We start from the raw sequence: 20,309 nt of genomic DNA on the forward strand, positions 1-20,309 counted from the left end.
ATTAATTCACGCTCACTCGAATTGCTGCTGCGACGGCCAGAGGCGCCAACATTAACGTCAATAACATCAGTCCGGCTAATAGTAACACTTGCCCATAAGCAGATGTACCCACCAGCGTACTCTCAACTGCTGCCGCTGCAAATATCAACAAAGGGATAAACAATGGCAGCAATAACAAGCTTAATAAGGCGCCACCGCGCCCTAAACTCACTGTCAATGCGGCACCAACGGCTGTCATCGCACTCAACATTGGGGTACCTACTAAGAGAGTGAGCATCAACGTGCCCCAAGCTTCAAACGGCAGTTTAAGTAATAACGCACAAACCGGAGCGAGGATCACCAACGGCAAGCCACTGAGCAACCAGTGCACGGCAACCTTGCCCAACGCCAACAACGGCAGCGGCGCTGGCGATAAAACCAGTTGCTCTAAATTGCCATCCAAAAAATCATCGCGAAATAAGCGCTCAGAACCGAGTAACGATGACAACAACGCTGCCACCCAGATCACCCCAGTAGCAATACGCCCTAAAATATCAGGACCGGGCCCTACGGCTAACGGAAACAAGGTCACTACAATCACGACAAACAACAGCGGGTTGATAATATCGCTGCGTCGGCGCAACGCTACGGCTAAATCGCGCCGCATCACAGTTGTCATCAACTGCCAGGAGCTCGCCTTATTCATCGGTGAGCTCCTCGTCGTTATGTTCGATTCGAATTTTCTGTAATCGTTCACCCGACCACGTCAGCGGTTGATGTGATGTTAAAATAAGCGAACCACCATTTTCGAGATGCTGTTGAAAACGCTGATGGAGTAACTCAATCCCGTACGTATCTAACGCGGTGAAAGGCTCATCAAGAATCCATAGTTTGGCTTGGCTGTACCAAAGACGTGCCAAGGCAATGCGTCGTTGCTGGCCAGCCGAAAGTTGCTGTGCAGGAATGTCTTCTAGCCCTAATAAGCCCACTGTTTCAAGTAACTGCCACGCATCAACATCAGTGGCGCCATCAAGTTGTGTCTGGAAATGAAGATTTTCTAAGGCGGTGAGCTCAGCTTTTACGGCCGGCTTATGCCCAATGAATAGGGTTTGACGTTGCCAGAGCTCAGGATCTCGATGTTGTGGTTCACCAAATAACCACACTTCACCTTCAAGTGGCTGTAATAATCCAGCGATGATTCGAAGTAAGGTCGACTTACCCGCACCGTTTGGCCCCTCAACATGGAGAATTTCACCGGCGCCGAGTTGCAGCGAGAGTGTGGAGAATAACGTGCGTCCCGCACGTACCGACGTGAGTTGTTTGGCTTCGATAACAACAGACATTGGAGTTGAGGCAACCTATCGGGTCAAAAAAAGTGACCCGATAGTACCACAGGTTTACAAGGCCATATAAGCCTTACCTATCAATTTTCGTCCATTCGTACGTTATGAACTTCGTTCGAACTTAAGTTAATAATCGCAACTGTAGACGGCGTGAAGGTAAATCCAGATTTACTGAAGTTAATTACGGTTGAGGTACCCGCCGGTATACCATTACACGCATACGCACCAGTATCTGCATTCCCTTGTTTAGAGAAAGTACAGGTAACATCGACACCCGAGACGCTAACGTCACGATAGTGCGTGTTTTTACATGCATCGCCATTGTACTGAAGACAGTAAATTTCACCGGTAACCGAGTATAACGGTGTTGTACCATCCGATGCGGTAACAGTGACATTGACGCTGCTGTTAAGTTCGCCATCTTCCAGCGGATGAATTGGTTTACTTCCGAGTACACTTGCGTTACCAAGTGCCGCATTCATGGTGACTGTTGCAACACCACCATCGAGCGCACTTATACGTCCGCGACTGTAGGTACCGTAATAATTTTGTTCAGGATCAACGATCGTCTGAATAGGCTCATTCGTCACATCAGCAACCGCTGTGTTGGTGGTATCCCAGCCCCCCAACAATGTCAGGTTGACCTCATAAAATGGTACTTTAGCAATCCAGTCAGGTTCATTATTCAAAATCGATTGTCTAACTTCCTGCAAATGCGCATCAGTCATATCATCCAAATAAATACCGCGACCGATGAGCTGGTATGAGCCCGGTGTCACAGAAATATCACGACCACTTGGAGACGCCGGAAGATCATTGCCCATCACCAGCGCTTTCACCACATCTCGAACATACTGCGTATAGGTTTGTGCGCCAGTTTCGTTAATCAAAAAACTTGCCGAAGTCGCGGTTACAGCGTGGAACTGCCAGTCAGGATACATGGCATACCAGCCGTCAATGCGACGCATACGACATGATTCTTCGTACACGTTATTAGAGCCTTGGTTTGCTTCAACCAAGTTGCCACTGGCGTCGCGAGAAAAATGGCGATGGTTGCCGTTGGTTTTACGGTTTGTGTCATGTTTAAACACAACCTGCTCTGCAACCATGGTCGAGTTATCATGGTGGTCACGGCAACATTGCGTACATAGCTCAGGTTGGTTAGAAACAGCAGGGTTCACAACACCGGTCATTTTCTTGGTTTTTTGACCACCATTTGGATCTAAAACCAAGCGACCATCTTTCAGCATTAACCGATGCGGCGTATTCGCGTTATCTTCAAACCCAGTAAACATGCACGAACAATTAATCGTGATAAAGTCTTCAACACGCTGGGTTTGTGTGGCTTCATCATACGTTACGGTATCAAATCGCACGGTTAACTTGTCGCCGCGCTGCATCACTGTCGGTGTTGGCCGCGTGGTTTCTTTCACTTGGTACTGCGTCGCCGTCTCGTCTTCAGTCAATTTAACCGCGATTACCTCGGGTGCAGCCCCTGGGTTATAAGTGACACTCGGCTCATTACGCGGCGGTGGTGCGGTTACAGCCAGACCACCATCACGCATCGCAATGCGGCCAACCCAGCCTTCTAAAGTTAAGAGCTGGTCTTCCCCGCCCCGCATTTGCCAGGCCACCTCAATATTCACCGACTTTGCGTCCGGCGTTGGCGGTAATGGGTTCGGCAAATCAGGATCACCTGTGGTTCGCCATAAGCCATTAAAGTATTGCGGCGCAACCGTCCAACTAACCGCATACGTCTTGTCATCGAGAACGACACTGTCGGTGCCCGAATCAATATCCGCATAAATCTCAAAACGTAATTCTTCAAGACGCTGTTGCGCTATCTTCAAAGCAGCAGCATGTTCTGCAGCTCTTACTGAACTTTGCATGAACGTGCGTTGCAAGCTAACAAGACCCGTGACACCGATTGCAATAATTACCAGTGCAACCAGCACCTCAACAAAGGTAAATCCGCGCTTCTGCGCCGAACTCGCAAAATTAGAAATCACGCCAGCTTCCTCCTACTCGCAAAACTCGTTTGAAAGCATCATTACTGACTAAATTAGTGAGAATTTCTTCGTGGTAACGAACTAACAGTGTTCCATTTGATAAAGTTGGATCAAAGTTAGCCATAACAGCACCGTTAATGGTCGCTCCACCATTCAGTTTTAACTCATAATCAGCAAGGTTACCTGGCGTTCTAAATGCGAAAACCAAGCCATTGACTACCGTATTACCGTTAATCGACAAGTCGCCATCTTGAATAACCAACGCTACAGGATTTTCAGGGGAACCAATATCAACCGAAGGTGAACAATTACCGATCACCCAAATTAAGCCGGTTGATGCAGGCCCAATTGAATCACAGCCATTCACAATCTGATTGGCAGAATCACGTAATTCTTCCCATTTCGGCTCGGGCACGCCAAACAAATACTCTAAGAGGTCATCAGGGAAATTAGGGTCGTTATCTAAGATATCAACGCCGTGGTCGCCACGTTCACTGAACGGTTGCGACGAGCACATACCTTCACTATATTCCTGCTGACCACACGTGGTTCCGCTACCGTTAATATCAACGTCACCTTCAGTCCAAATCGATAACGGTACACCATCACCACCACCGTTAGGGTTAGCTACCACCTCAAAGTTACCCGAAACGTTCATACTGCCTTTAATCGCAACCGGTGTATCTGGGGCCGAGCGTATCATCGGAAGCACCGCAACTTGCTGGCGCAAGGTTCGTGTCGCACGCGCATCGGCCGATGTGGCGGTTAATACCACGTCAACAATATCCACATCGCCGCGAATAGTATCGTCAAACCGCGTACTCGAAAGCGTTGCATTGTATTGAGCACCGCCAATAACACCGTCAATGGTGCGGTTAAGGTTTGATTTCTCCGCGTTCACCTCCATCACAATTTGCTCAATCGCCGCATCGGCCACCAAGGTCGCTTCTTGCATGCTGGCGTGATTGCGCGTAATACGCTGCTCTTGAACTTTAAAGCGCGCGGTATAAAGCGTCACCAAAATAATAATGGAGAGTAATAAAACCGTAATTGTGATTGTGGCAAAGCCCGATTGTTTAAAACGCATTGCGAAGCACCACCTCTGTTGCTAACTCTCGTGATACTTGGGCGTCACTTGGTAGTGACACCACCATCAATACCTCGACAACTTGTTCATTGACTTCATCAAGCATGCGCTCGGTAAGAATAAACTCAAGCACATCCACTTGAATTAAATCGGGGCTGGTTAAGCCTTCCCAACCATCTTGGTCACAGGTCGCGCCACCCTGACGACGCTGAACTTGGCCATTACGCAACCGATAACCGAATTGCTCAACAGCACCGTCATGAATCGCATCATTATCAGCGTCATATTCAAACAGTAAGCAACTCGAACCGACTTCGCTAGGATGCTGTGAAACCGTAATCGTATTGTTGAAAGCCGTCACCGCGTTATCTGGGTCGACCACCAATAAATGCGCGTTACCGCGGTATCCCGCTCGCCGCAAATCACCCAAAAGCAAATCCATAACTGCCGTTGATTCTTCTTGGAGCTGACTCAACTGGAGGCTTCGCGAATTGGTCCCAAGGGTTGCCGAAAACACAGATGTCAGCGCCGCCATTAAAATCAAGCCGAGCGTAATGGTGATCATTAATTCAACAAGTGATAAACCGCGCTGCTTTAACATGCCGGATAACTCCCCACACCACCAACTTGGCAATAACGCAAGCGGCCAAGTGTACTGACCACCACACGCACTTCTCGCTCTACAGCGTTACTGCTGTCACGCAGTTGATAACTAACCGTACCGGCGTTCCCTTCAGCCAAACCACGTAACGCATCAAATCGGGTATGGTCACCAGCAGAGAATGCAGCAGACGCCATGGTTACGCCAGAATACTCGGTACCATTAATTTGCCGTAACACGCCGTTAATTGAACAATCTTCGGTAAGGCAATCACAGTCACTCGATACGGCAACCGCAGCACACCAATCACCGTTTTCATCATCCCAGACCACAAAACGGTTCTCGCCGCTACTTAACGCATCAGAGCGAGCGTATTGCAGCAATGCGTAGGTATCTTGCGCAGCGCCCTGTAGGCGCATAGTTCGCGCCATTTCGATTGTCGCAGGCACACCCCATCCCAGCACAATGCTGAGAATTAACAACGTGATGATAAGCTCTAGTAAAGTGAATCCTTGACGCATTGCGTTTGTTCCAAAATTGTCGTACTAATGAACACATGCACTAAGCATAGTATAAACAGGTGGAATAAATGCAAGTTGAAAAAAAGTTATCCGGCATGACCCTGATTGAATTGATGATTGTCGTAGCAATTATCGGCATCATTGCAGCCATTGCATATCCGAACTTTACTGACTACGTCAAACAGAGCCGCAGAGCAGACGCCATGGGCGAATTGATGAAATTACAGATGGCCCAAGAAGAGTATCGATTACGCAATACCAGCTATGCCACAATAGCTGATCTTGGCTTTACATCGTCAAGCGAATTTTACACTTTTAGTGTGTCGAACCTTGGCGCCGAGACCTATACGTTAACGGCTACAGCGAAAGGTGCGCAGGTTTCTGATACAGAATGTGCCACAATGAGCATTAATCAGAACGACCAAAAAACCCCCACCACCTGTTGGCAGTAAAAGGCTAAAGCGATATTAGCTATTGGATATTAGATATTAGAAAAAACATAAGTACCCGATACATTAGCTCTAATATCTAATATCTAAGTGCCAATATCGTACTTGTTTTTACAGCTCGACGACGCGGAGTTCTGGGGGGATAGAAAAAGTGATATTTTCTTCGCGCCCGCTGCGCTCTTGAACCGTCTCTCCACCCCACGATTGCAGCTTTTTCACCACATCACGAACCAGAACTTCCGGCGCTGACGCCCCCGCAGTCACACCGACATTTTCTTTGCCATCGAGCCACGCTTGATCAATGCAAGAAGCATCATCAATCAAGTACGCAGGCGTACCCATTTTTTCAGCTAATTCACGTAAGCGATTTGAATTCGAGCTATTTCGCGCGCCAACAACGAGAAGCACATCCACTTCAGCAGCCAGCTCGCGTACCGCGTCTTGACGGTTTTGCGTGGCATAACAGATATCATCTTTGCGCGGCCCCTGCACTTCTGGGAATTTGTCACGCAACGCATCAATCACGTCAGCCGTATCATCAACCGACAACGTGGTTTGGCTCATGTAGTGCAATTGTTTCGGATCTTTCACCTCAAGTTTTGCGACATCGTCAACCGATTCCACCAGGTAGATTCCACCTTTTGGGTTATTGTACTGCCCCATGGTGCCTTCTACTTCTGGGTGCCCCGCATGACCGATCAGCACACACTCATGCCCCTTGCGACTTGCGCGCGTCACTTCCATATGCACCTTCGTCACCAGCGGACAGGTTGCGTCAAATACTCGCAAACCACGGTCTTTTGCCTCTTGACGAACCGCTTGCGACACGCCGTGCGCAGAAAAAATCACAATGCTATCGTCAGGCACTTCATGCAGCTCATCAACAAACACAGCACCGCGCGCACGCAACGAATCCACCACGTATTTGTTATGTACTACTTCATGGCGCACATAAATAGGTGGTTCAAAAATTTCTAATGCGCGCTCGACTATAGTAATCGCTCGGTCAACACCGGCACAAAAACCACGCGGATTCGCCAAAACAATATTCATAAAAACTCCAAGTGCGATATTAGCTATTGGATATTAGATATTAGAGAAAACACAAATACCCGATACATCAGTTCCAATATCAAATATCCAATAGCTAATATCGCTTTCGCTTTTTTAAGGGTTTACCTCAATAATTTCGACGGCAAATCGCACCCGCTGGCCAGCCAGCGGATGATTAAAATCAATCGTCACAAACTGATCATTAATTGCCCGCACAATACCGGGTAACTCCGTGCCATCAGGCTGTGGAAACGTAAAAATTTGGCCAACTTCAGGGCGATCTGCACCGAACTTGGTGGTATCTACCTGATAATAGTTATCTTTATTCGGCATACCAAAAGCGTCTTCTGGTGCCAGTTCAAACTCGCGGGCATCGCCAGCTTTTAAACCAACCAAACACGACTCAAAGTTCTCCGTTAAGGAGCCATCGCCCATACGGAACTTTGCTGGTTTACCTGACATTTTAGTACTGTCAGCAACCGAATCATCGGTTAATTTGATGGTGAAATGCAAAATCACTTCGCGACCGTGCTCGATCGGGAGACGACTGATCATGACTGTGGCTCCTGGCGTTGTTCAAAAAACGCCTCTAATAGCATAAGAACTGCACCGATAGTTATAGCCATATCGGCAACGTTAAATGCCGGCCAGTGCCACTCATTCACATATACATCAATAAAATCAATAACGTAACCATATATTATACGGTCGATAACATTACCAATCGCACCCGCCAGAATCAGCGCAAAGGCAAGATTTTGACGCCACATATTGGCCGGGTTACGGCGCAGCCAAATTAGCAGAACCACACTAACGGCTATCGCTAAAAACGTGAATAACCAGCGCTGCCAGCCGCCTTGATCGCTCAAAAAGCTGAAGGCGGCACCCATATTACGCACGTAGGTCAAATTTAAATAGGGCATCACCTCAATGCTTTCGTATAAATCGAAAACACGAATCACCCATTGCTTGGTAAATTGATCCAGAACAATAAGCAGCAAGGTTAACCACAAAAAGCGCAACCCACTGGCGCGCTTTTGTAAATCAGTTGGCTTAAGCAAAATGGCGCTCCTCTCCGGCTCCATCAACGTTTGTTACACAGCGTTGGCATAGCGTCGGGTGGCTAACAATGGTGCCAACCTCTGCACGGTGATGCCAACAGCGCTCGCATTTTTCGTACGCCGATTTCGCTACTTTTACCCAAACGCCGTCAAGTTCTGTTGCAACAGCCCCTGCAGGTGCCGTCTCAACCGTTTCAACGGCAACAGCAGACGTAATAAAGGCAAAACGTAACTCGTCCTCAAGACTAGATAGTTGTGCGGCAATGTCGGCCACCGCATAAACAGTCACTTCGGCTTGTAAGCTGCCGCCAATTACATCATCACGGCGCGCTTGCTCAAGCGTACGATTCACTTCATCACGTACCTCAAGCACCGTTTGCCACAAGGCGTTATCGGCTGGACTCACGCTAATTTGCGCCGCTTCGCGATACCAACTCTCGGTAAACACATAACGCGAACGCGCTTCACCATTGGCGAGCTGCTTCGGCAACGCATCCCAAATTTCTTGCGCGGTAAAACTACAAATAGGCGCCAACCAGCGTACCAACATTTCAGCAATGTGATACAAAGCGGTCTGACATGAACGACGCGCGACACTGTCACGTTTTGCCGTGTACTGACGGTCTTTAATCACGTCTAAGTAGAAGCTACCTAACTCAATTGAGCAGAAGTGCATAATTTTTTGCACCACGCCGTGGAATTGGTAGTCGTCTAACGCTTTTAGAATCTCTTCTTGTAAACTAACAGCACGCGCAACAATCCACTTATCAATCGCAACCATATCGTCGGCAGCAACAGCGTGTTTGCTTGGCTCAAACTCGTTAATGTTCGCTAACAAGAAACGTGAGGTATTACGAATACGACGGTAGCTATCAGCGGAACGCTTCAAGATTTCATCAGAAACCGTCATTTCGCCCGAATAATCCGTTGCCGCAACCCACAAACGTAAGATATCACCGCCTAACTTGTTCATCACCTCAAGCGGCGCAATGACGTTGCCGATTGATTTCGACATTTTGCGGCCTTGCCCATCAACCGTGAAACCATGCGTTAGCACTTGCTTATATGGTGCTTGTTGATACATCGCCACACCAGTCAACAAAGACGATTGGAACCAACCACGATGCTGATCAGAACCTTCAAGATACAAATCTGCTGGCCACTGCAGGCCTGGCGTTTTATTCAAAACGGCTTCGTGCGTCACACCTGAATCGAACCACACGTCTAAGGTGTCAGTCACTTTACGGTAATCAACGGCTTCATCGCCTAATAACTCTTCAGGTTCTAGATCGAACCACGCCTGAATGCCATCTTTTTCAACACGTTTTGCGACTTCTTCCATCAGTTCCAGCGTGCGTGGATGTAATTCGTCAGTGTCACGACGCACAAATACAGCAATTGGATTACCCCACGTGCGTTGACGTGAAATACACCAGTCAGGACGACCATCAACCATGCTTTCGATGCGGCTTTGCCCCCACTCTGGCACCCAACGCACTTGTTTAATTTGCTCTAATGCTTTGGCGCGCAAACCTTGCTTATCCATACTAATAAACCACTGCGGAGTGGCACGGAAAATAATTGGCGTTTTGTGGCGCCAGCAATGTGGGTACGAGTGGTTATACGCTTCGTGATGGATCAATCGCCCAGCTTCTTGCAGCGCATCAACAATATTCGGGTTCGCCTTCATCACGTGCTGACCAGCAAACATCGGCGTATCGTCTTTATACACACCGTTATCGCCAACTGGATTATACACTTCAATGCCGTAACGCTGACCAACAATAAAGTCATCGACACCGTGGCCTGGCGCCGTGTGCACACAGCCCGTACCAGAATCAGTGGTTACGTGCTCACCAAGAATAAGTGGCACCTGAACATCCGCAAATAACGGATGATTCACTTTCACATTTTCAAGCGCTTCACCTTTTGCGAAGCCAAGCTTGTGATAAGCATCAATACCCCAGCGTTCCATGGCTGATTTCACTAATTCATCAGCAAGTACCAAACGCATGGCAGGGCGCTCATCCGTCGCCTCAACCTGAACCAACGTATAATCAAGGCTCGGATGCAACGAAATGGCACGGTTTGCTGGAATAGTCCACGGCGTGGTGGTCCAAATCACAACCATCACCTCACCCTCGCCAGCATGGCCGTCTGGGTGATCAAACTTAGCCACCAACTCACTTTCGTTCACTGGCGTAAAGCCAACATCGATAGCTGGTGAACGCTTATCTTGATACTCAACTTCCGCTTCAGCTAGAGCAGAACCACAATCGGTACACCAATGCACCGGCTTAAAGCCTTGTTGCATGTGACCATTGGCAATGATTTTTGCAAGCGCGCGAATACTGTCAGCTTCTTGTTTCGGGTTCATGGTCAAATAAGGGTTATCCCAATCACCAAACACACCCAAACGTTTAAAGTCTTCACGCTGACCGTCTACCTGAGTGAGTGCATACTCACGGCATTTTTGACGGAACTCAGCCACACTGAGTTTCTTACCTGGCTTGCCATGTTTCTTCTCAACTTGCAGCTCAATTGGCAAGCCATGACAATCCCAACCAGGCACATAAGGCGCATCAAAATCGCTCAGCGTTTTCGCTTTCACAATCATGTCTTTCAAAATCTTATTCACTGCGTGACCAATGTGAATATCACCGTTCGCATAAGGAGGGCCATCATGCAAAATAAACACCGGCTGACCCGCCTTCGCTTGGCGAATAAGGCCGTACACGTCATCTGTGTACCACTGTTGCAACATCTGCGGCTCTCGCTGCGCCAAATTCCCGCGCATCGGAAACTCAGTTTCCGGCAGATTCAGTGTGTGTTTGTAGTCGGTCATCTTTGATTCCTTTTTCGAGGGCATAGTGTGCCCCATGGCTCATTTCAATTTTTGAATTCGAATAGGATATTAGCTATTAGATATTTGATATTAGACAAAACATAAATACCCGATAAATCCGCTCTAATATCTAATATCAAATAGCTAATATCGTTCTTGCTTTTTCAGCGTCGGCGGCTATTTGTTGCTGTAGCTGCGCAAAATCAGCGAACTTCTGCTCAGCGCGAATAAAATGCGTCGGCACCACCCGCAACTGCTGCCCATATAAATCACCAACAAAATCGAACAAATGCACCTCAAGCTGCACCCGCTCACCATTTAATGTTGGGCGTCTACCAATATTAGCAACGCCTGCATGCATTTTGCCATCATTGCATTGTACCTGCACAGCAAATACACCCTGAAGTGGCGAATGCAACCGTTTTAACTGAATATTTGCGGTTGGAAAGCCGATAGTACGACCTTTTTTCTCACCGTGCACCACACGACCTTCAAACGCATAAGGACGACCTAACATCGCGGCTGCTTGAGTAAAGTCACCATCGCTTAAACATTGACGTATCGCTGTGCTACTGACGCGCTGCTGTTGTTGGCGATAACTTTGTGTATCAACAACCTCAAAGCCGAGCTCTGCGCCCGCACGTTGCAACATTGCAAAATCGCCTTCACGCCCGTGACCAAAGCGAAAATCATCGCCAACCACCAAAAACTGCACGCCGAGCATGTCAACCAGCACTCGCTCGATAAACTCGCGTGCCGGCAGATTAGAAAATTTACGATTAAACTCGATGACAATATGGCGACCGATACCCTGCTCACGCAGCGCCATGTGCTTTTCGCGAAAATTGGTCAGCCGCGCCGGCGCTTTATCAGGCTGAAACAGCTCTTGCGGTTGCGGCTCAAACGTCATCACCGTCGCCGGAACACCGCGTGCTAGCGCCTGCGCCTTTACCTGCGCCAACACCGCTTGATGCCCCAAATGAACACCATCAAAGTTGCCGATAGTAAGTACACACCCACGGTGCTCAGATCGAATGTTATGGATTCCGCGAATTAACTGCATCAGTGCGTCGCAAGCCTGTCGTTATTTCAGGTGATTAACAAAGCGGCGATTATAACAGGCAAGCCAAACGCTAACCAGACACTAAGGGCTCATTAATACCAGCTGAATTAGCTGATCACGCAGATCTTGCCTCGTTCGCAAAAATAACAAGGCTGAAATAAGAGAATCATCGCTCTCGGCAAGCCGATAAATAACCCGAATCTGCGCTTTTGTATCAAAAAACTCATAATATTGACCAAATCCTAACTCGGCGCTTTCCAAGCATCGATCCCCCCCCTGCGGAAACATCGTAATTTTTTGTTCGAATCGGTCAAGCACGGTATCGACATATTTTTGCGCCGCTCGATACCCGACTTTTTTTGTAAGAAACCTGACCTGGTCGCGAGCTTGCGATTGGAAATGGCTCGTATAATCAATTGATATCGTCATCTGCGCCGAGCTCCTCTGCCAATCCTTTGAACAGCTCTTCGCGGCTAACAACACGACCAGACCGAACATCCTTTTCAGCCAATGCAATCATTTTCAACATCGCCATCTGCTCTTGCATGGCTTCGTATTGGGCAGGATCTTGCACCACATACAACGGTTCACCGTTCTGGGTCACCAAAACCGGTTCATTCACATCCATGGTCGCAATTTCTTTCTTAAACCCTGAAACAGTGGTCACGCGCGGGCGTTTAACGGTATACATGGCTCTTATTCCTTGTTGGTGGTTTCAGGAATAAGATTAGACGAGAATGGCGGATAAGTCTAAATAAAGACCAAATATAGACCCACCGAAAAACAAAGGCGATATTAGCTATTGGATATTAGATATTAGGAAATCGAAAACGATATTAGCACTCAGATATCAGATACTAGCTCTGACTATTCGGCTTTTTCTAATATCTGATATCCAATAGCTAATATCGTACTAGCTCTTCTAATATCCAATATCTAATAGCTAATATCGTTTTTGCTCTTCACAACGCGGAGGAGGAGGAGGGAGAGTAAGTACGTGCCCCCACCCGCGCCAATCAACAACGCCAACTGCCAGACCCGATCAACAAATTCAGCCGCAAGCCACCACGAACGAGCAGGCACAAGATAGAGCACCACCGCGACCATCGCCGCCACAGCGAGCGCCACTTTCGTGAGGTAAGTTAACGTGCCGGGGTAGCGTTTCAACACACCGTCGCGCCACAGGTTATAGCCCAACAAACCGGCGTTAACAGCGGCAGAAAGAGACGTTGCAATGGCCAAACCGACGTATCCGTAAGGAATCGCGAAAATGATATTGAACACCATGTTTGAAACCATGGCGATAATGCCGTATTTCACGGGTCGCTTGGTATCTTGGCGTGAATAGAATCCAGTCGCCAATACCTTCACCAACATGAAACTCAGTAAGCCTGAGCCATACGCAAACAAACTATAAGAGGCCAAGCGCGCATCTTCAGGTGTAAATTCACCGCGCATGAACAACACCATCAGCATCGGTTCGGCAAGCACAATCAAACCACACATAGCCGGCAAACCGAGCAAGACAACCGTACGAATACCCCAGTCTAAAGTACGACTAAATTCCTCCGCCGATTTATCCACATGACGTGAGCTTAACGCTGGCAAAATAACGGTCGCAATCGCAATGCCAAATAATCCCAACGGAAATTCCAATAACCGGTCGGAGTAATATAACCAGCTAATTGAACCACTCATTAAAAACGATGCAATAAACGTATCCAGTAGTAGGTTAATCTGACTAACCGACACCCCAAATAAGGCAGGAATCATTAACGTGCGGATTTTAGTGACGCCAGGGTCACGCCATCCCCATCGCGGACGAACCAATAACCTTGCCCGCTTCAAAAACGGAATTTGAAATAAGAACTGTACGGCACCACCAACAAACACACCCCATGCTAGCGCATATTCGGGTTGATCAAGTTGCGGCCCAAGCCATATCGCAAAAACAATAATCGCAATATTCAAAAATACCGGCGTAAACGCCGCCACCGCGAACTTACCAATCGTATTTAAAATCGCGCCGGCTAAGGCGGTAAAGGTAATAAACCACAAATACGGAAACGTAATACGCAGCAAGTCTGCCGCCAGCACAAACTTATGCCCCTGCGGACCATCGTGATACCAATCCAGAAACCAACCCGTACCGAACATCGCCGCCACCACGGGTGATGCAATCACACCCACCAGCGTGACAATCGTAACCAACGTACCTAACGTACCCGCCACCCGAGCAATCAGCAAGCGCTGTTCATCCAGCGTCTTACCCTGCTTATACTCTGTCAGAACTGGCACAAACGCCTGCGCAAACGCCCCTTCCGCAAACAATCGACGCAGAAAGTTCGGTATCTTGTTCGCAAAGAAGAACACATCGGCCGCCGCCCCAGCCCCCATCAAGTTCGCAATCACCACATCGCGCACAAGCCCAAGCACACGCGAGATGAGTGTCATGAAGCTGACAATGATGCCGGATTTAGCAAGTGACTTTGACAATGAAACCTCAAGTACGATATTAGCTATTGGATATTAGATATTAGTAAAACCTACTTAAGCGGAATCTACTAGCATCATCTTTTTGGTTGAGTTGATCAAACCATTAAGTAGTCGATATACGAGACGAGTTTCAGTATGTAAACGATACTCGACGTAACCTAATCGAAAACTTATTTCGAGCTGGGTTTCCAACTCAGCAAGAGAACCACGAGCAATATAATAGAATCGTATTTGCTCTCTATAAGAGCCCCTACCAGCTCCTTCCGCTATGTTACTAGACACAGAAACGACGGCGCGCCGCATTTGACTAACGAGCCCAAATAATTCATGTCCCGGAAAACTATCAGTTATCTTATAGACTGATACACATAAGTCCATCGCCGAATTATAAACTTTCAAATCTTTAAACATGAACACCTCCCTGTATCACACAACCTTACCCGTTTTTTTCTAATATCTAATATCCAATAGCTAATATCGTCCTTGACTTTCAGTCGGAAAACAGGCATATTCCCCGCCCTACAAAACCATTGCACATAGATAACGAATTTTAGGAGTTCACCTTGGCTAACATTAAGTCTGCTAAAAAGCGTGCGGTACAAGCGGAAAAGAACCGTCGCCACAACGCGAGCCGTCGCTCAATGATGCGTACCTTGATGAAGAAAGTAACTGCTGCAATTGAAGCAGGCGATAAAGCGACTGCACAGCAGGCATTTACTAGCCTTCAACCGGTACTTGACCGTTACGCGACTAAAGGTCTCATCGGTAAAAACAAAGCGTCTCGTCATAAGAGTCGTTTGAACGCGAAAATCAGCGCTCTGTAAGACGCTGTTCGGTTGCGTTACCGACGTACGATTTAGAAAAACCAGCTGCGGCTGGTTTTTTTATGTCTAGTATAAAGTGTGTGTCTCCGTAGCTCAGCTGGATAGAGCAGCCCCCTCCTAAGGGGCAGGTCGCAGGTTCGACTCCTGCCGGAGACGCCAGCATGTAATTCATCGCAAAACTTGATCCATTCGTCGCTCAATGGTACAAAATCTACACAACAATAATAATAAAAAGTGTAGTAACCATGACCGATGTACAAAAATTGTTCAAACAAGCTGTCAGTGCCTTTCGGGCAGAACAGTATAAAGAGGCGGAGCATCAATGTCGGCATCTGCTTCGCTTCGATGCCAAGCACCCCGATGTCCTTCATATTCTCGCATTGAGTTTACAACATCAGTATCAGCCCAAAGCGGCAGCCGAAAACTTGAAAGTGGCTCTAAAACATCACCCAGAACATGCGCCATCTCGGAAAACGCTCATTAATTTGTACATCAAACATGGTTTTTTTAACTTAGCCGAAGAGCATATCCAAGAATTACAACGCCAGCTCCCCAATCAATTCGAACCTTATCTGCTTCATGCTCAACTATTTCGCAGCATGGGACTACCCGAGCAAGCGTTGCAAGCTATCGCAAAGGCGAAACAACAGTTATCGCAACCCTCGCCTCTGGTTGATTATTTGCTAGCGTGTATTGATTACGATTTAGAGCGTTACCAAGATACTGAAGCGGTATTACTGAATCTCGTCAAACAATTACCTGAATACATTGATGCTCATGTGGCGCTAAATAAACTCTATTGGGAGCATGGTCCACAAGAGAAGTTCTTGACATCTATTGACGCGGCGCTGCAACGTTTACCGCAATCCAGAGCATTAAAATATAGTCTTGCCGCGCATCAACTAATGGCTGGGCGTTACGATAACTGTATCCAGACTTGTACTGGCGTATTGGCTAAATTTCCTGACTGGGCGGAGTTTCATCACCTGAAAGGTTCAGCTTTGAGCCGCTTTGACCGCATTGATGAAGCACTCGAGAGCTTTGATAAGGCGCTTCAATTGCAGCCAAATGTGATCCGCCACCGCATTGATATCGCCACAACACTCATGCGCAAAGGTCAGTTTGAATCAGCGCTTGAGCACTTGAAGGCGGCTGAGAAATTACACCCACACAGCCAAGAGGTAATAGCTTACAAAGCACTTTGCCTCCATGCGCTGGAAAACCCTCAGGCTGAACGTCTAAATGACTACTCTAATTTTGTGAAGATCATTCCGTTACAGGCGCCTTCTGACTATGCGTCAACGGAACATTTTATGTCTGAGCTCGCAGAAACATTACAAGAGCTGCATAAAACGCATCAGCAACCACTCGATCAGAGTGTTCGCCATGGTACCCAAACCGTCGGTAACTTGTTCGCGCAAAATCAACCGATATTGCAAACCTTCAAGCAAATGATTGCAACAGCAGCCGAGAGCTATGTTGCGCAATTACCGAATGATTCGAAGCATCCATTGTTATCTCGGAAAACCGATGGCGTTCGCTTCACCGGTGCATGGTCGGTTCGCTTGACTGAAAACGGCTTTCATTCGAATCATGTTCACCCCGAAGGCTGGATTTCATGCTGCACTTACATTCAGTTGCCCAAGCAAGTCAAAGAGGATGACCCGACTCACGCGGGCTGGATTAAATTTGGTGAGTCGGGGCTCGAATTACCTGGTGTTGAGGAGCGTACCTATGCGGTATGCCCTCAAGTTGGCTATTGTGTATTCTTTCCGAGTTATTTCTTCCACGGCACCGTTCCATTTCATGGTGATGGCATACGCATGACGGCGCCATGCGACATATCACCGGCTTGATAGAAACCGCTCGTAGTTTTTGAATCGTCCAGAAGAACGTTGATACAGCGGTTGTCGCACTTGCCAGACACTGGCGGTGCGCACACTATTGTGGCGTTGATGAAACGTCAAGCAGTCACTTTGCCAAGGCAGCCCAAGCCATTCAAAAACCGGACGCAACGTGGCTTCTGGATCGCGCACGAGTTTATCGTAATCAACAACAATCAAGTCATCGCCAAATATCGATTGCCAATGCGCCAACAGCTGCTGTTCCAATTCGAGAAAATCCAAAATATCTTGAATTGAATTCGCATAATTCATCGATGCATTCAAACGAGTAAAGTAAACCGATAAACAGTTATCCAATAACTGGCGCTGCGTCACAAGAAACTTGGCATTCGGAACAGCACGTTTAATCAGCCCTAAACGCCAAATATTGTCGGGACGTTTATCGGTGACGATACCGCCGTTCTCAAATCGCGTTTCAACAAAACGCGTATAGTCTTCACCTAGCGTCTTAAAATCCTCTTCAGACATCTTTGAACAATATGCACTTAAACCCTCGCGCTCAACGCTTTGCCATAAACGCGGGAAGTATTCGAGCTCACCGCCATTGGTTATCGCATCATGCGCGCCAAGCATTTGCTCAAGTAACGTTGAACCGGAGCGATACATGCCGCAAATAAACACTGGTTGCAGGTTGCCTGATGCCGCAGCGGTGAATGATTCTGCTGAAAATGTCTGTTTTATTTCGTTCAACAACCGCAATTGGTCGTTCCGCGACCATGCCGGCATGGTCCGCGCGTTTAAGTTATTGGCTTCACAATAATAATGCCAAGCTTGGTCGTAACTGCCGCATTCATCGAATAATTTACCTAACGCATAGGCAATGTCGATTTGCTCTTCAAGTGGGCATGCAGCGGCTTTAAAGAAAGCCAAAAGCTTAAGAATGAGTGCATCGTCAGCCGTGTCAGCCGTGTACACATCAGCTAGCCGCACATAAGCCATGACGAAATTCGGCTCCTGTTCAATGACACGATTAAAATAGTGTGCTGCATTTGCCTTATCGCCGTCTTGCTCGTAGCTATTCGCTAAATTATAGAGCGCCGGAACATAGCTCGGATTAATGGTTAATGCTTGTTTAAAGGCCTCTTGCGCATGGTCATTATCCAACAATCCCTCGTTATAAATAACACCGATATTGGCGTACACCTCTTCAGCACCATCAATACCTAAAGCCAACGCCCGTCGATAATAATCAATAGCCTGCTCATAGCGTCCAGCCAAACGCGCATAATAAGCACAATTAAATTGTGCGCCGGCATGCGTTTTATGTTCTGCAATATAGCGAAGATAGATATCAGACGCTTGCTCTGTCTGCTTCAACTGAAGATAAAGTGCGGCCAATTGATCAAGCAGCCCCAAATTGTGAGGCTGCTTAGCCAATTGTTCAGTGAGATACGTGAGTTGCTGGTTTTGCACGTGCATCAGTCATTCAAAGCTTCTACAAGATCCTGCAGATAATCAGCATAAGGTTTGGCACGTCCTACTGCGTGCTTATATACCTTCGTAGTCATCGGCTCGCCACGCGCAGTTGAAACGCTAGGCACCTGATTAACCATCGCCTTCTCGTCGCTCACAAGCGGCAAACCACAGAAACTCGACAGTTGTGCTTGAGTTGCTTCGGTATTGGCAACCAGCTGTTCATAGGACACATTCAGTAACTGCTCACCAAGCGCGTGGTGCCAAGCTTCCATAATCTCTTGATAGTGCTGATAGTAACGGCCCAGTTCAGCTTGATTGTACGCATAAGCATAGCGCCCAGCATACAACGAGCGATAAATTGACCAGCATGTATCGAGTGGGTCACGCGAAACATGAATGATCTTCGCGGTCGGTAACGCCTTCTGAATGATGCCACAATATAAGAAGTTGAACGGCAGCTTATCGATGACAAACGAATGGCCCTCAGCTACCTCGGAAATTTGTGCTAAATAAGATTTACCGAGCTCAGTGTAATTCAACTCGGTGATGGCTTGCTCACGCGTTGCGGTGCTGTTTTCAGCTAAGTAGCGCTCAATGGCTTGGTTTAACAACAACGGAAAATCAGCGAATTCGCCGAGTGATTTCACCTGTGGGCTTACCGACAACATACGCTCTACTAGGGTAGCTCCGGTATTTGGCATACCGACAATGAACACCGGTGTAACATCAGTTTTCTTGTTGCCGCGCCCCTGGCCTTTCCAAGAATTCGCTACCAAGCGTATCTGCTTCAGCGCTTCAAGTTCTGCGGCTTCGTTATAAGGTGTGATTTTCTTCTGTAATGCATTGCCAACATTCGCAGCATTAACAGCCAACTCATGTAAGCCTAAATCATCATATTCTTTCGCTAAAGCAAACCATAATGGCGTATCAGCCACCTCTGTTTTGCGTGCGCGTGCAGCTATGTCGTCAATATGGTTGCGAGCTTTGGTTTGCTTGCGTAGCAATGAACGTACATAGAATGCCATCGATGGTGCCGGCTCACTTGCGCATACCGATTCTGTTATTTTTTCAGCCGCTTTAACGTCGCCATTAAACCATGTATTTAATGCTTCATCGAACATCAATACGGTATCGTCGGCATGCAGCTTTCGTAGCCGTTTGATGATCGATAACGCGCGTTCTGGCTTATCAAGTTGCGTATAGAAACGCGCAAGTTGCTGTTGATATTGTCGGTTATCAGGTTCTACGTGTTCTGCTTGCTCTATCGCCTTGTGAAGCGTTTCGCGCTGTCGCAACCGCTCAAGAACATACAGACGATCAATTTGTAGCACAACCTGCTCAGGAAGAATTGCAATCGCTTTGTTCAAATAACTGAGCGCACCGGTAACGTCGCCTAGTCTATTTTTCACTTGTGCAGTCATGTGCAGCAGTGATGCAGACTGAGGTTCGTTCTGTAAAGAAGACTCTAGGAATGCCAATGCTTCGGCTGCTTGACCATTTTTCAAAAGCTTGGTGACGTGATTAATTATTGTTTGAATATTCGTGACCTGTGACTGCTCGCTCATGATACAACCCTTGGAGTTCTGTTATTTTTTATAGCGGGAAATAAAAAACGGCGACTAAAAGTCGCCGTTTTATTAAACGCTATTTCTTTCGCT

At 47.5% G+C, this 20,309-nt stretch carries 20 protein-coding genes and 1 tRNA gene; 4 read left to right on the forward strand and 17 right to left on the reverse strand.

Annotated elements, in window-relative coordinates; all coding sequences use genetic code 11:
- Nucleotide 1 precedes the first annotated feature (1 nt).
- The 6 genes from ccmB to CWI76_RS05390 all read right to left on the reverse strand — a co-directional run bounded on the left by ccmB (nt 2) and on the right by CWI76_RS05390 (nt 5,540).
- Complete coding sequence (gene ccmB / locus CWI76_RS05365; protein ID WP_126759286.1) at nt 2–685, reverse strand: heme exporter protein CcmB; 684 nt, start codon at nt 683–685, stop codon at nt 2–4.
- Nucleotides 678–1,322, reverse strand: a complete 645-nt coding sequence (gene ccmA / locus CWI76_RS05370) for a cytochrome c biogenesis heme-transporting ATPase CcmA (protein WP_126759287.1) — start codon at nt 1,320–1,322, stop codon at nt 678–680. The genes ccmB and ccmA overlap by 8 nt, the downstream gene beginning before the upstream one ends.
- 80 nt (nt 1,323–1,402) lie before the next feature.
- A complete protein-coding gene (locus tag CWI76_RS05375) occupies nt 1,403–3,331 on the reverse strand; it encodes a type IV pilus modification PilV family protein (RefSeq protein WP_126759288.1) in 1,929 nt (642 codons plus the stop codon).
- The gene (locus CWI76_RS05380) at nt 3,321–4,418 is read right to left on the reverse strand and encodes a pilus assembly PilX N-terminal domain-containing protein (protein WP_126759289.1); all 1,098 of its coding nucleotides are present in this window, start codon (nt 4,416–4,418) and stop codon (nt 3,321–3,323) included. Before CWI76_RS05380 ends, CWI76_RS05375 begins: the two co-directional genes overlap by 11 nt.
- Nucleotides 4,408–5,019, reverse strand: a complete 612-nt coding sequence (locus CWI76_RS05385) for a prepilin-type N-terminal cleavage/methylation domain-containing protein (RefSeq protein WP_126759290.1) — start codon at nt 5,017–5,019, stop codon at nt 4,408–4,410. The genes CWI76_RS05380 and CWI76_RS05385 overlap by 11 nt, the downstream gene beginning before the upstream one ends.
- On the reverse strand, nt 5,013–5,540 hold the full coding sequence (locus CWI76_RS05390) for a GspH/FimT family protein (protein WP_126759291.1): 528 nt from the start codon (nt 5,538–5,540) through the stop codon (nt 5,013–5,015). Before CWI76_RS05390 ends, CWI76_RS05385 begins: the two co-directional genes overlap by 7 nt.
- Before the next feature lie 68 nt (nt 5,541–5,608).
- Here CWI76_RS05390 and CWI76_RS11740 point away from each other — a divergent pair, with 68 nt between their 5' ends.
- Complete coding sequence (locus CWI76_RS11740; RefSeq protein ID WP_126759292.1) at nt 5,609–5,992, forward strand: type IV pilin protein; 384 nt, start codon at nt 5,609–5,611, stop codon at nt 5,990–5,992.
- Between the two features lie 108 nt (nt 5,993–6,100).
- On the opposite strand, the gene ispH is transcribed toward CWI76_RS11740, so the two are convergent.
- The 9 genes from ispH to CWI76_RS05440 form a co-directional block, all read right to left on the reverse strand.
- Nucleotides 6,101–7,042 (reverse strand): 4-hydroxy-3-methylbut-2-enyl diphosphate reductase, encoded by a 942-nt coding sequence (gene ispH, locus CWI76_RS05400; protein WP_126759293.1) that lies wholly within the window; start codon nt 7,040–7,042, stop codon nt 6,101–6,103.
- A gap of 114 nt (nt 7,043–7,156) precedes the next feature.
- Nucleotides 7,157–7,597: an FKBP-type peptidyl-prolyl cis-trans isomerase gene (gene fkpB, locus CWI76_RS05405; protein WP_126759294.1), complete on the reverse strand. Its 441-nt coding sequence runs from the start codon at nt 7,595–7,597 to the stop codon at nt 7,157–7,159.
- On the reverse strand, nt 7,594–8,103 hold the full coding sequence (gene lspA / locus CWI76_RS05410) for a signal peptidase II (RefSeq protein WP_241967955.1): 510 nt from the start codon (nt 8,101–8,103) through the stop codon (nt 7,594–7,596). The genes fkpB and lspA overlap by 4 nt, the downstream gene beginning before the upstream one ends.
- The gene (ileS, locus tag CWI76_RS05415) at nt 8,096–10,948 is read right to left on the reverse strand and encodes an isoleucine--tRNA ligase (protein ID WP_126759296.1); all 2,853 of its coding nucleotides are present in this window, start codon (nt 10,946–10,948) and stop codon (nt 8,096–8,098) included. The genes lspA and ileS overlap by 8 nt, the downstream gene beginning before the upstream one ends.
- 136 nt (nt 10,949–11,084) lie before the next feature.
- Nucleotides 11,085–12,011 carry a bifunctional riboflavin kinase/FAD synthetase gene (gene ribF / locus CWI76_RS05420; RefSeq protein WP_126759297.1) on the reverse strand — a complete coding sequence of 309 codons (927 nt, stop codon included), beginning with the start codon at nt 12,009–12,011 and terminating at the stop codon, nt 11,085–11,087.
- Between the two features lie 81 nt (nt 12,012–12,092).
- The gene (locus CWI76_RS05425) at nt 12,093–12,440 is read right to left on the reverse strand and encodes a hypothetical protein (RefSeq protein WP_126759298.1); all 348 of its coding nucleotides are present in this window, start codon (nt 12,438–12,440) and stop codon (nt 12,093–12,095) included.
- Nucleotides 12,424–12,702, reverse strand: coding sequence for a type II toxin-antitoxin system prevent-host-death family antitoxin (locus CWI76_RS05430; RefSeq protein ID WP_126759299.1), 279 nt, complete (start codon nt 12,700–12,702; stop codon nt 12,424–12,426). The genes CWI76_RS05425 and CWI76_RS05430 overlap by 17 nt, the downstream gene beginning before the upstream one ends.
- 245 nt (nt 12,703–12,947) lie before the next feature.
- Nucleotides 12,948–14,507, reverse strand: a complete 1,560-nt coding sequence (murJ, locus tag CWI76_RS05435) for a murein biosynthesis integral membrane protein MurJ (RefSeq protein ID WP_126759300.1) — start codon at nt 14,505–14,507, stop codon at nt 12,948–12,950.
- A 54-nt stretch (nt 14,508–14,561) separates the two neighbouring features.
- Entirely contained in the window at nt 14,562–14,918 is a 357-nt protein-coding gene (locus tag CWI76_RS05440; RefSeq protein ID WP_126759301.1) for a four helix bundle protein, read from the reverse strand.
- 152 nt (nt 14,919–15,070) lie between these two features.
- Here CWI76_RS05440 and rpsT point away from each other — a divergent pair, with 152 nt between their 5' ends.
- The 3 genes from rpsT (at nt 15,071) to CWI76_RS05455 (ending at nt 17,187) form a co-directional block, all read left to right on the forward strand.
- Nucleotides 15,071–15,331 carry a 30S ribosomal protein S20 gene (gene rpsT, locus CWI76_RS05445; protein WP_126759302.1) on the forward strand — a complete coding sequence of 87 codons (261 nt, stop codon included), beginning with the start codon at nt 15,071–15,073 and terminating at the stop codon, nt 15,329–15,331.
- Nucleotides 15,332–15,413: 82 nt separating this feature from the next.
- A tRNA-Arg gene (locus CWI76_RS05450) sits at nt 15,414–15,490 on the forward strand.
- Nucleotides 15,491–15,576: 86 nt separating this feature from the next.
- The gene (locus CWI76_RS05455) at nt 15,577–17,187 is read left to right on the forward strand and encodes a tetratricopeptide repeat protein (RefSeq protein ID WP_126759303.1); all 1,611 of its coding nucleotides are present in this window, start codon (nt 15,577–15,579) and stop codon (nt 17,185–17,187) included.
- Here the strand turns inward: CWI76_RS05455 and CWI76_RS05460 are convergent.
- Together CWI76_RS05460 and CWI76_RS05465 are read right to left on the reverse strand one after the other, a co-directional pair.
- A complete protein-coding gene (locus CWI76_RS05460) occupies nt 17,176–18,654 on the reverse strand; it encodes a tetratricopeptide repeat-containing sulfotransferase family protein (RefSeq protein WP_126759304.1) in 1,479 nt (492 codons plus the stop codon). The genes CWI76_RS05455 and CWI76_RS05460 overlap by 12 nt on opposite strands.
- The gene (locus CWI76_RS05465) at nt 18,654–20,216 is read right to left on the reverse strand and encodes a tetratricopeptide repeat-containing sulfotransferase family protein (RefSeq protein ID WP_126759305.1); all 1,563 of its coding nucleotides are present in this window, start codon (nt 20,214–20,216) and stop codon (nt 18,654–18,656) included. Before CWI76_RS05465 ends, CWI76_RS05460 begins: the two co-directional genes overlap by 1 nt.
- Nucleotides 20,217–20,309 lie beyond the last annotated feature (93 nt).

The organism is Pseudidiomarina marina (genome assembly GCF_003987045.1).
Lineage (GTDB): Bacteria > Pseudomonadota > Gammaproteobacteria > Enterobacterales > Alteromonadaceae > Pseudidiomarina > Pseudidiomarina marina.

Excerpts from the sequence above, each read along its gene's own strand:
- ccmB (WP_126759286.1), bottom strand. The coding sequence starts at position 685 with ATGAATAAGGCGAGCTCCTGGCAGTTGATGACAACTGTGATGCGGCGC.
- ccmA (WP_126759287.1), bottom strand. The coding sequence starts at position 1,322 with ATGTCTGTTGTTATCGAAGCCAAACAACTCACGTCGGTACGTGCGGGA.
- CWI76_RS05380 (WP_126759289.1), bottom strand. The coding sequence starts at position 4,418 with ATGCGTTTTAAACAATCGGGCTTTGCCACAATCACAATTACGGTTTTA.
- CWI76_RS05385 (WP_126759290.1), bottom strand. The coding sequence starts at position 5,019 with ATGTTAAAGCAGCGCGGTTTATCACTTGTTGAATTAATGATCACCATT.
- CWI76_RS05390 (WP_126759291.1), bottom strand. The coding sequence starts at position 5,540 with ATGCGTCAAGGATTCACTTTACTAGAGCTTATCATCACGTTGTTAATT.
- CWI76_RS11740 (WP_126759292.1), top strand. The coding sequence starts at position 5,609 with ATGCAAGTTGAAAAAAAGTTATCCGGCATGACCCTGATTGAATTGATG.
- ispH (WP_126759293.1), bottom strand. The coding sequence starts at position 7,042 with ATGAATATTGTTTTGGCGAATCCGCGTGGTTTTTGTGCCGGTGTTGAC.
- fkpB (WP_126759294.1), bottom strand. The coding sequence starts at position 7,597 with ATGATCAGTCGTCTCCCGATCGAGCACGGTCGCGAAGTGATTTTGCAT.
- ileS (WP_126759296.1), bottom strand. The coding sequence starts at position 10,948 with ATGACCGACTACAAACACACACTGAATCTGCCGGAAACTGAGTTTCCG.
- ribF (WP_126759297.1), bottom strand. The coding sequence starts at position 12,011 with ATGCAGTTAATTCGCGGAATCCATAACATTCGATCTGAGCACCGTGGG.
- CWI76_RS05425 (WP_126759298.1), bottom strand. The coding sequence starts at position 12,440 with ATGACGATATCAATTGATTATACGAGCCATTTCCAATCGCAAGCTCGC.
- CWI76_RS05430 (WP_126759299.1), bottom strand. The coding sequence starts at position 12,702 with ATGTATACCGTTAAACGCCCGCGCGTGACCACTGTTTCAGGGTTTAAG.
- CWI76_RS05440 (WP_126759301.1), bottom strand. The coding sequence starts at position 14,918 with ATGTTTAAAGATTTGAAAGTTTATAATTCGGCGATGGACTTATGTGTA.
- CWI76_RS05455 (WP_126759303.1), top strand. The coding sequence starts at position 15,577 with ATGACCGATGTACAAAAATTGTTCAAACAAGCTGTCAGTGCCTTTCGG.
- CWI76_RS05460 (WP_126759304.1), bottom strand. The coding sequence starts at position 18,654 with ATGCACGTGCAAAACCAGCAACTCACGTATCTCACTGAACAATTGGCT.
- CWI76_RS05465 (WP_126759305.1), bottom strand. The coding sequence starts at position 20,216 with ATGAGCGAGCAGTCACAGGTCACGAATATTCAAACAATAATTAATCAC.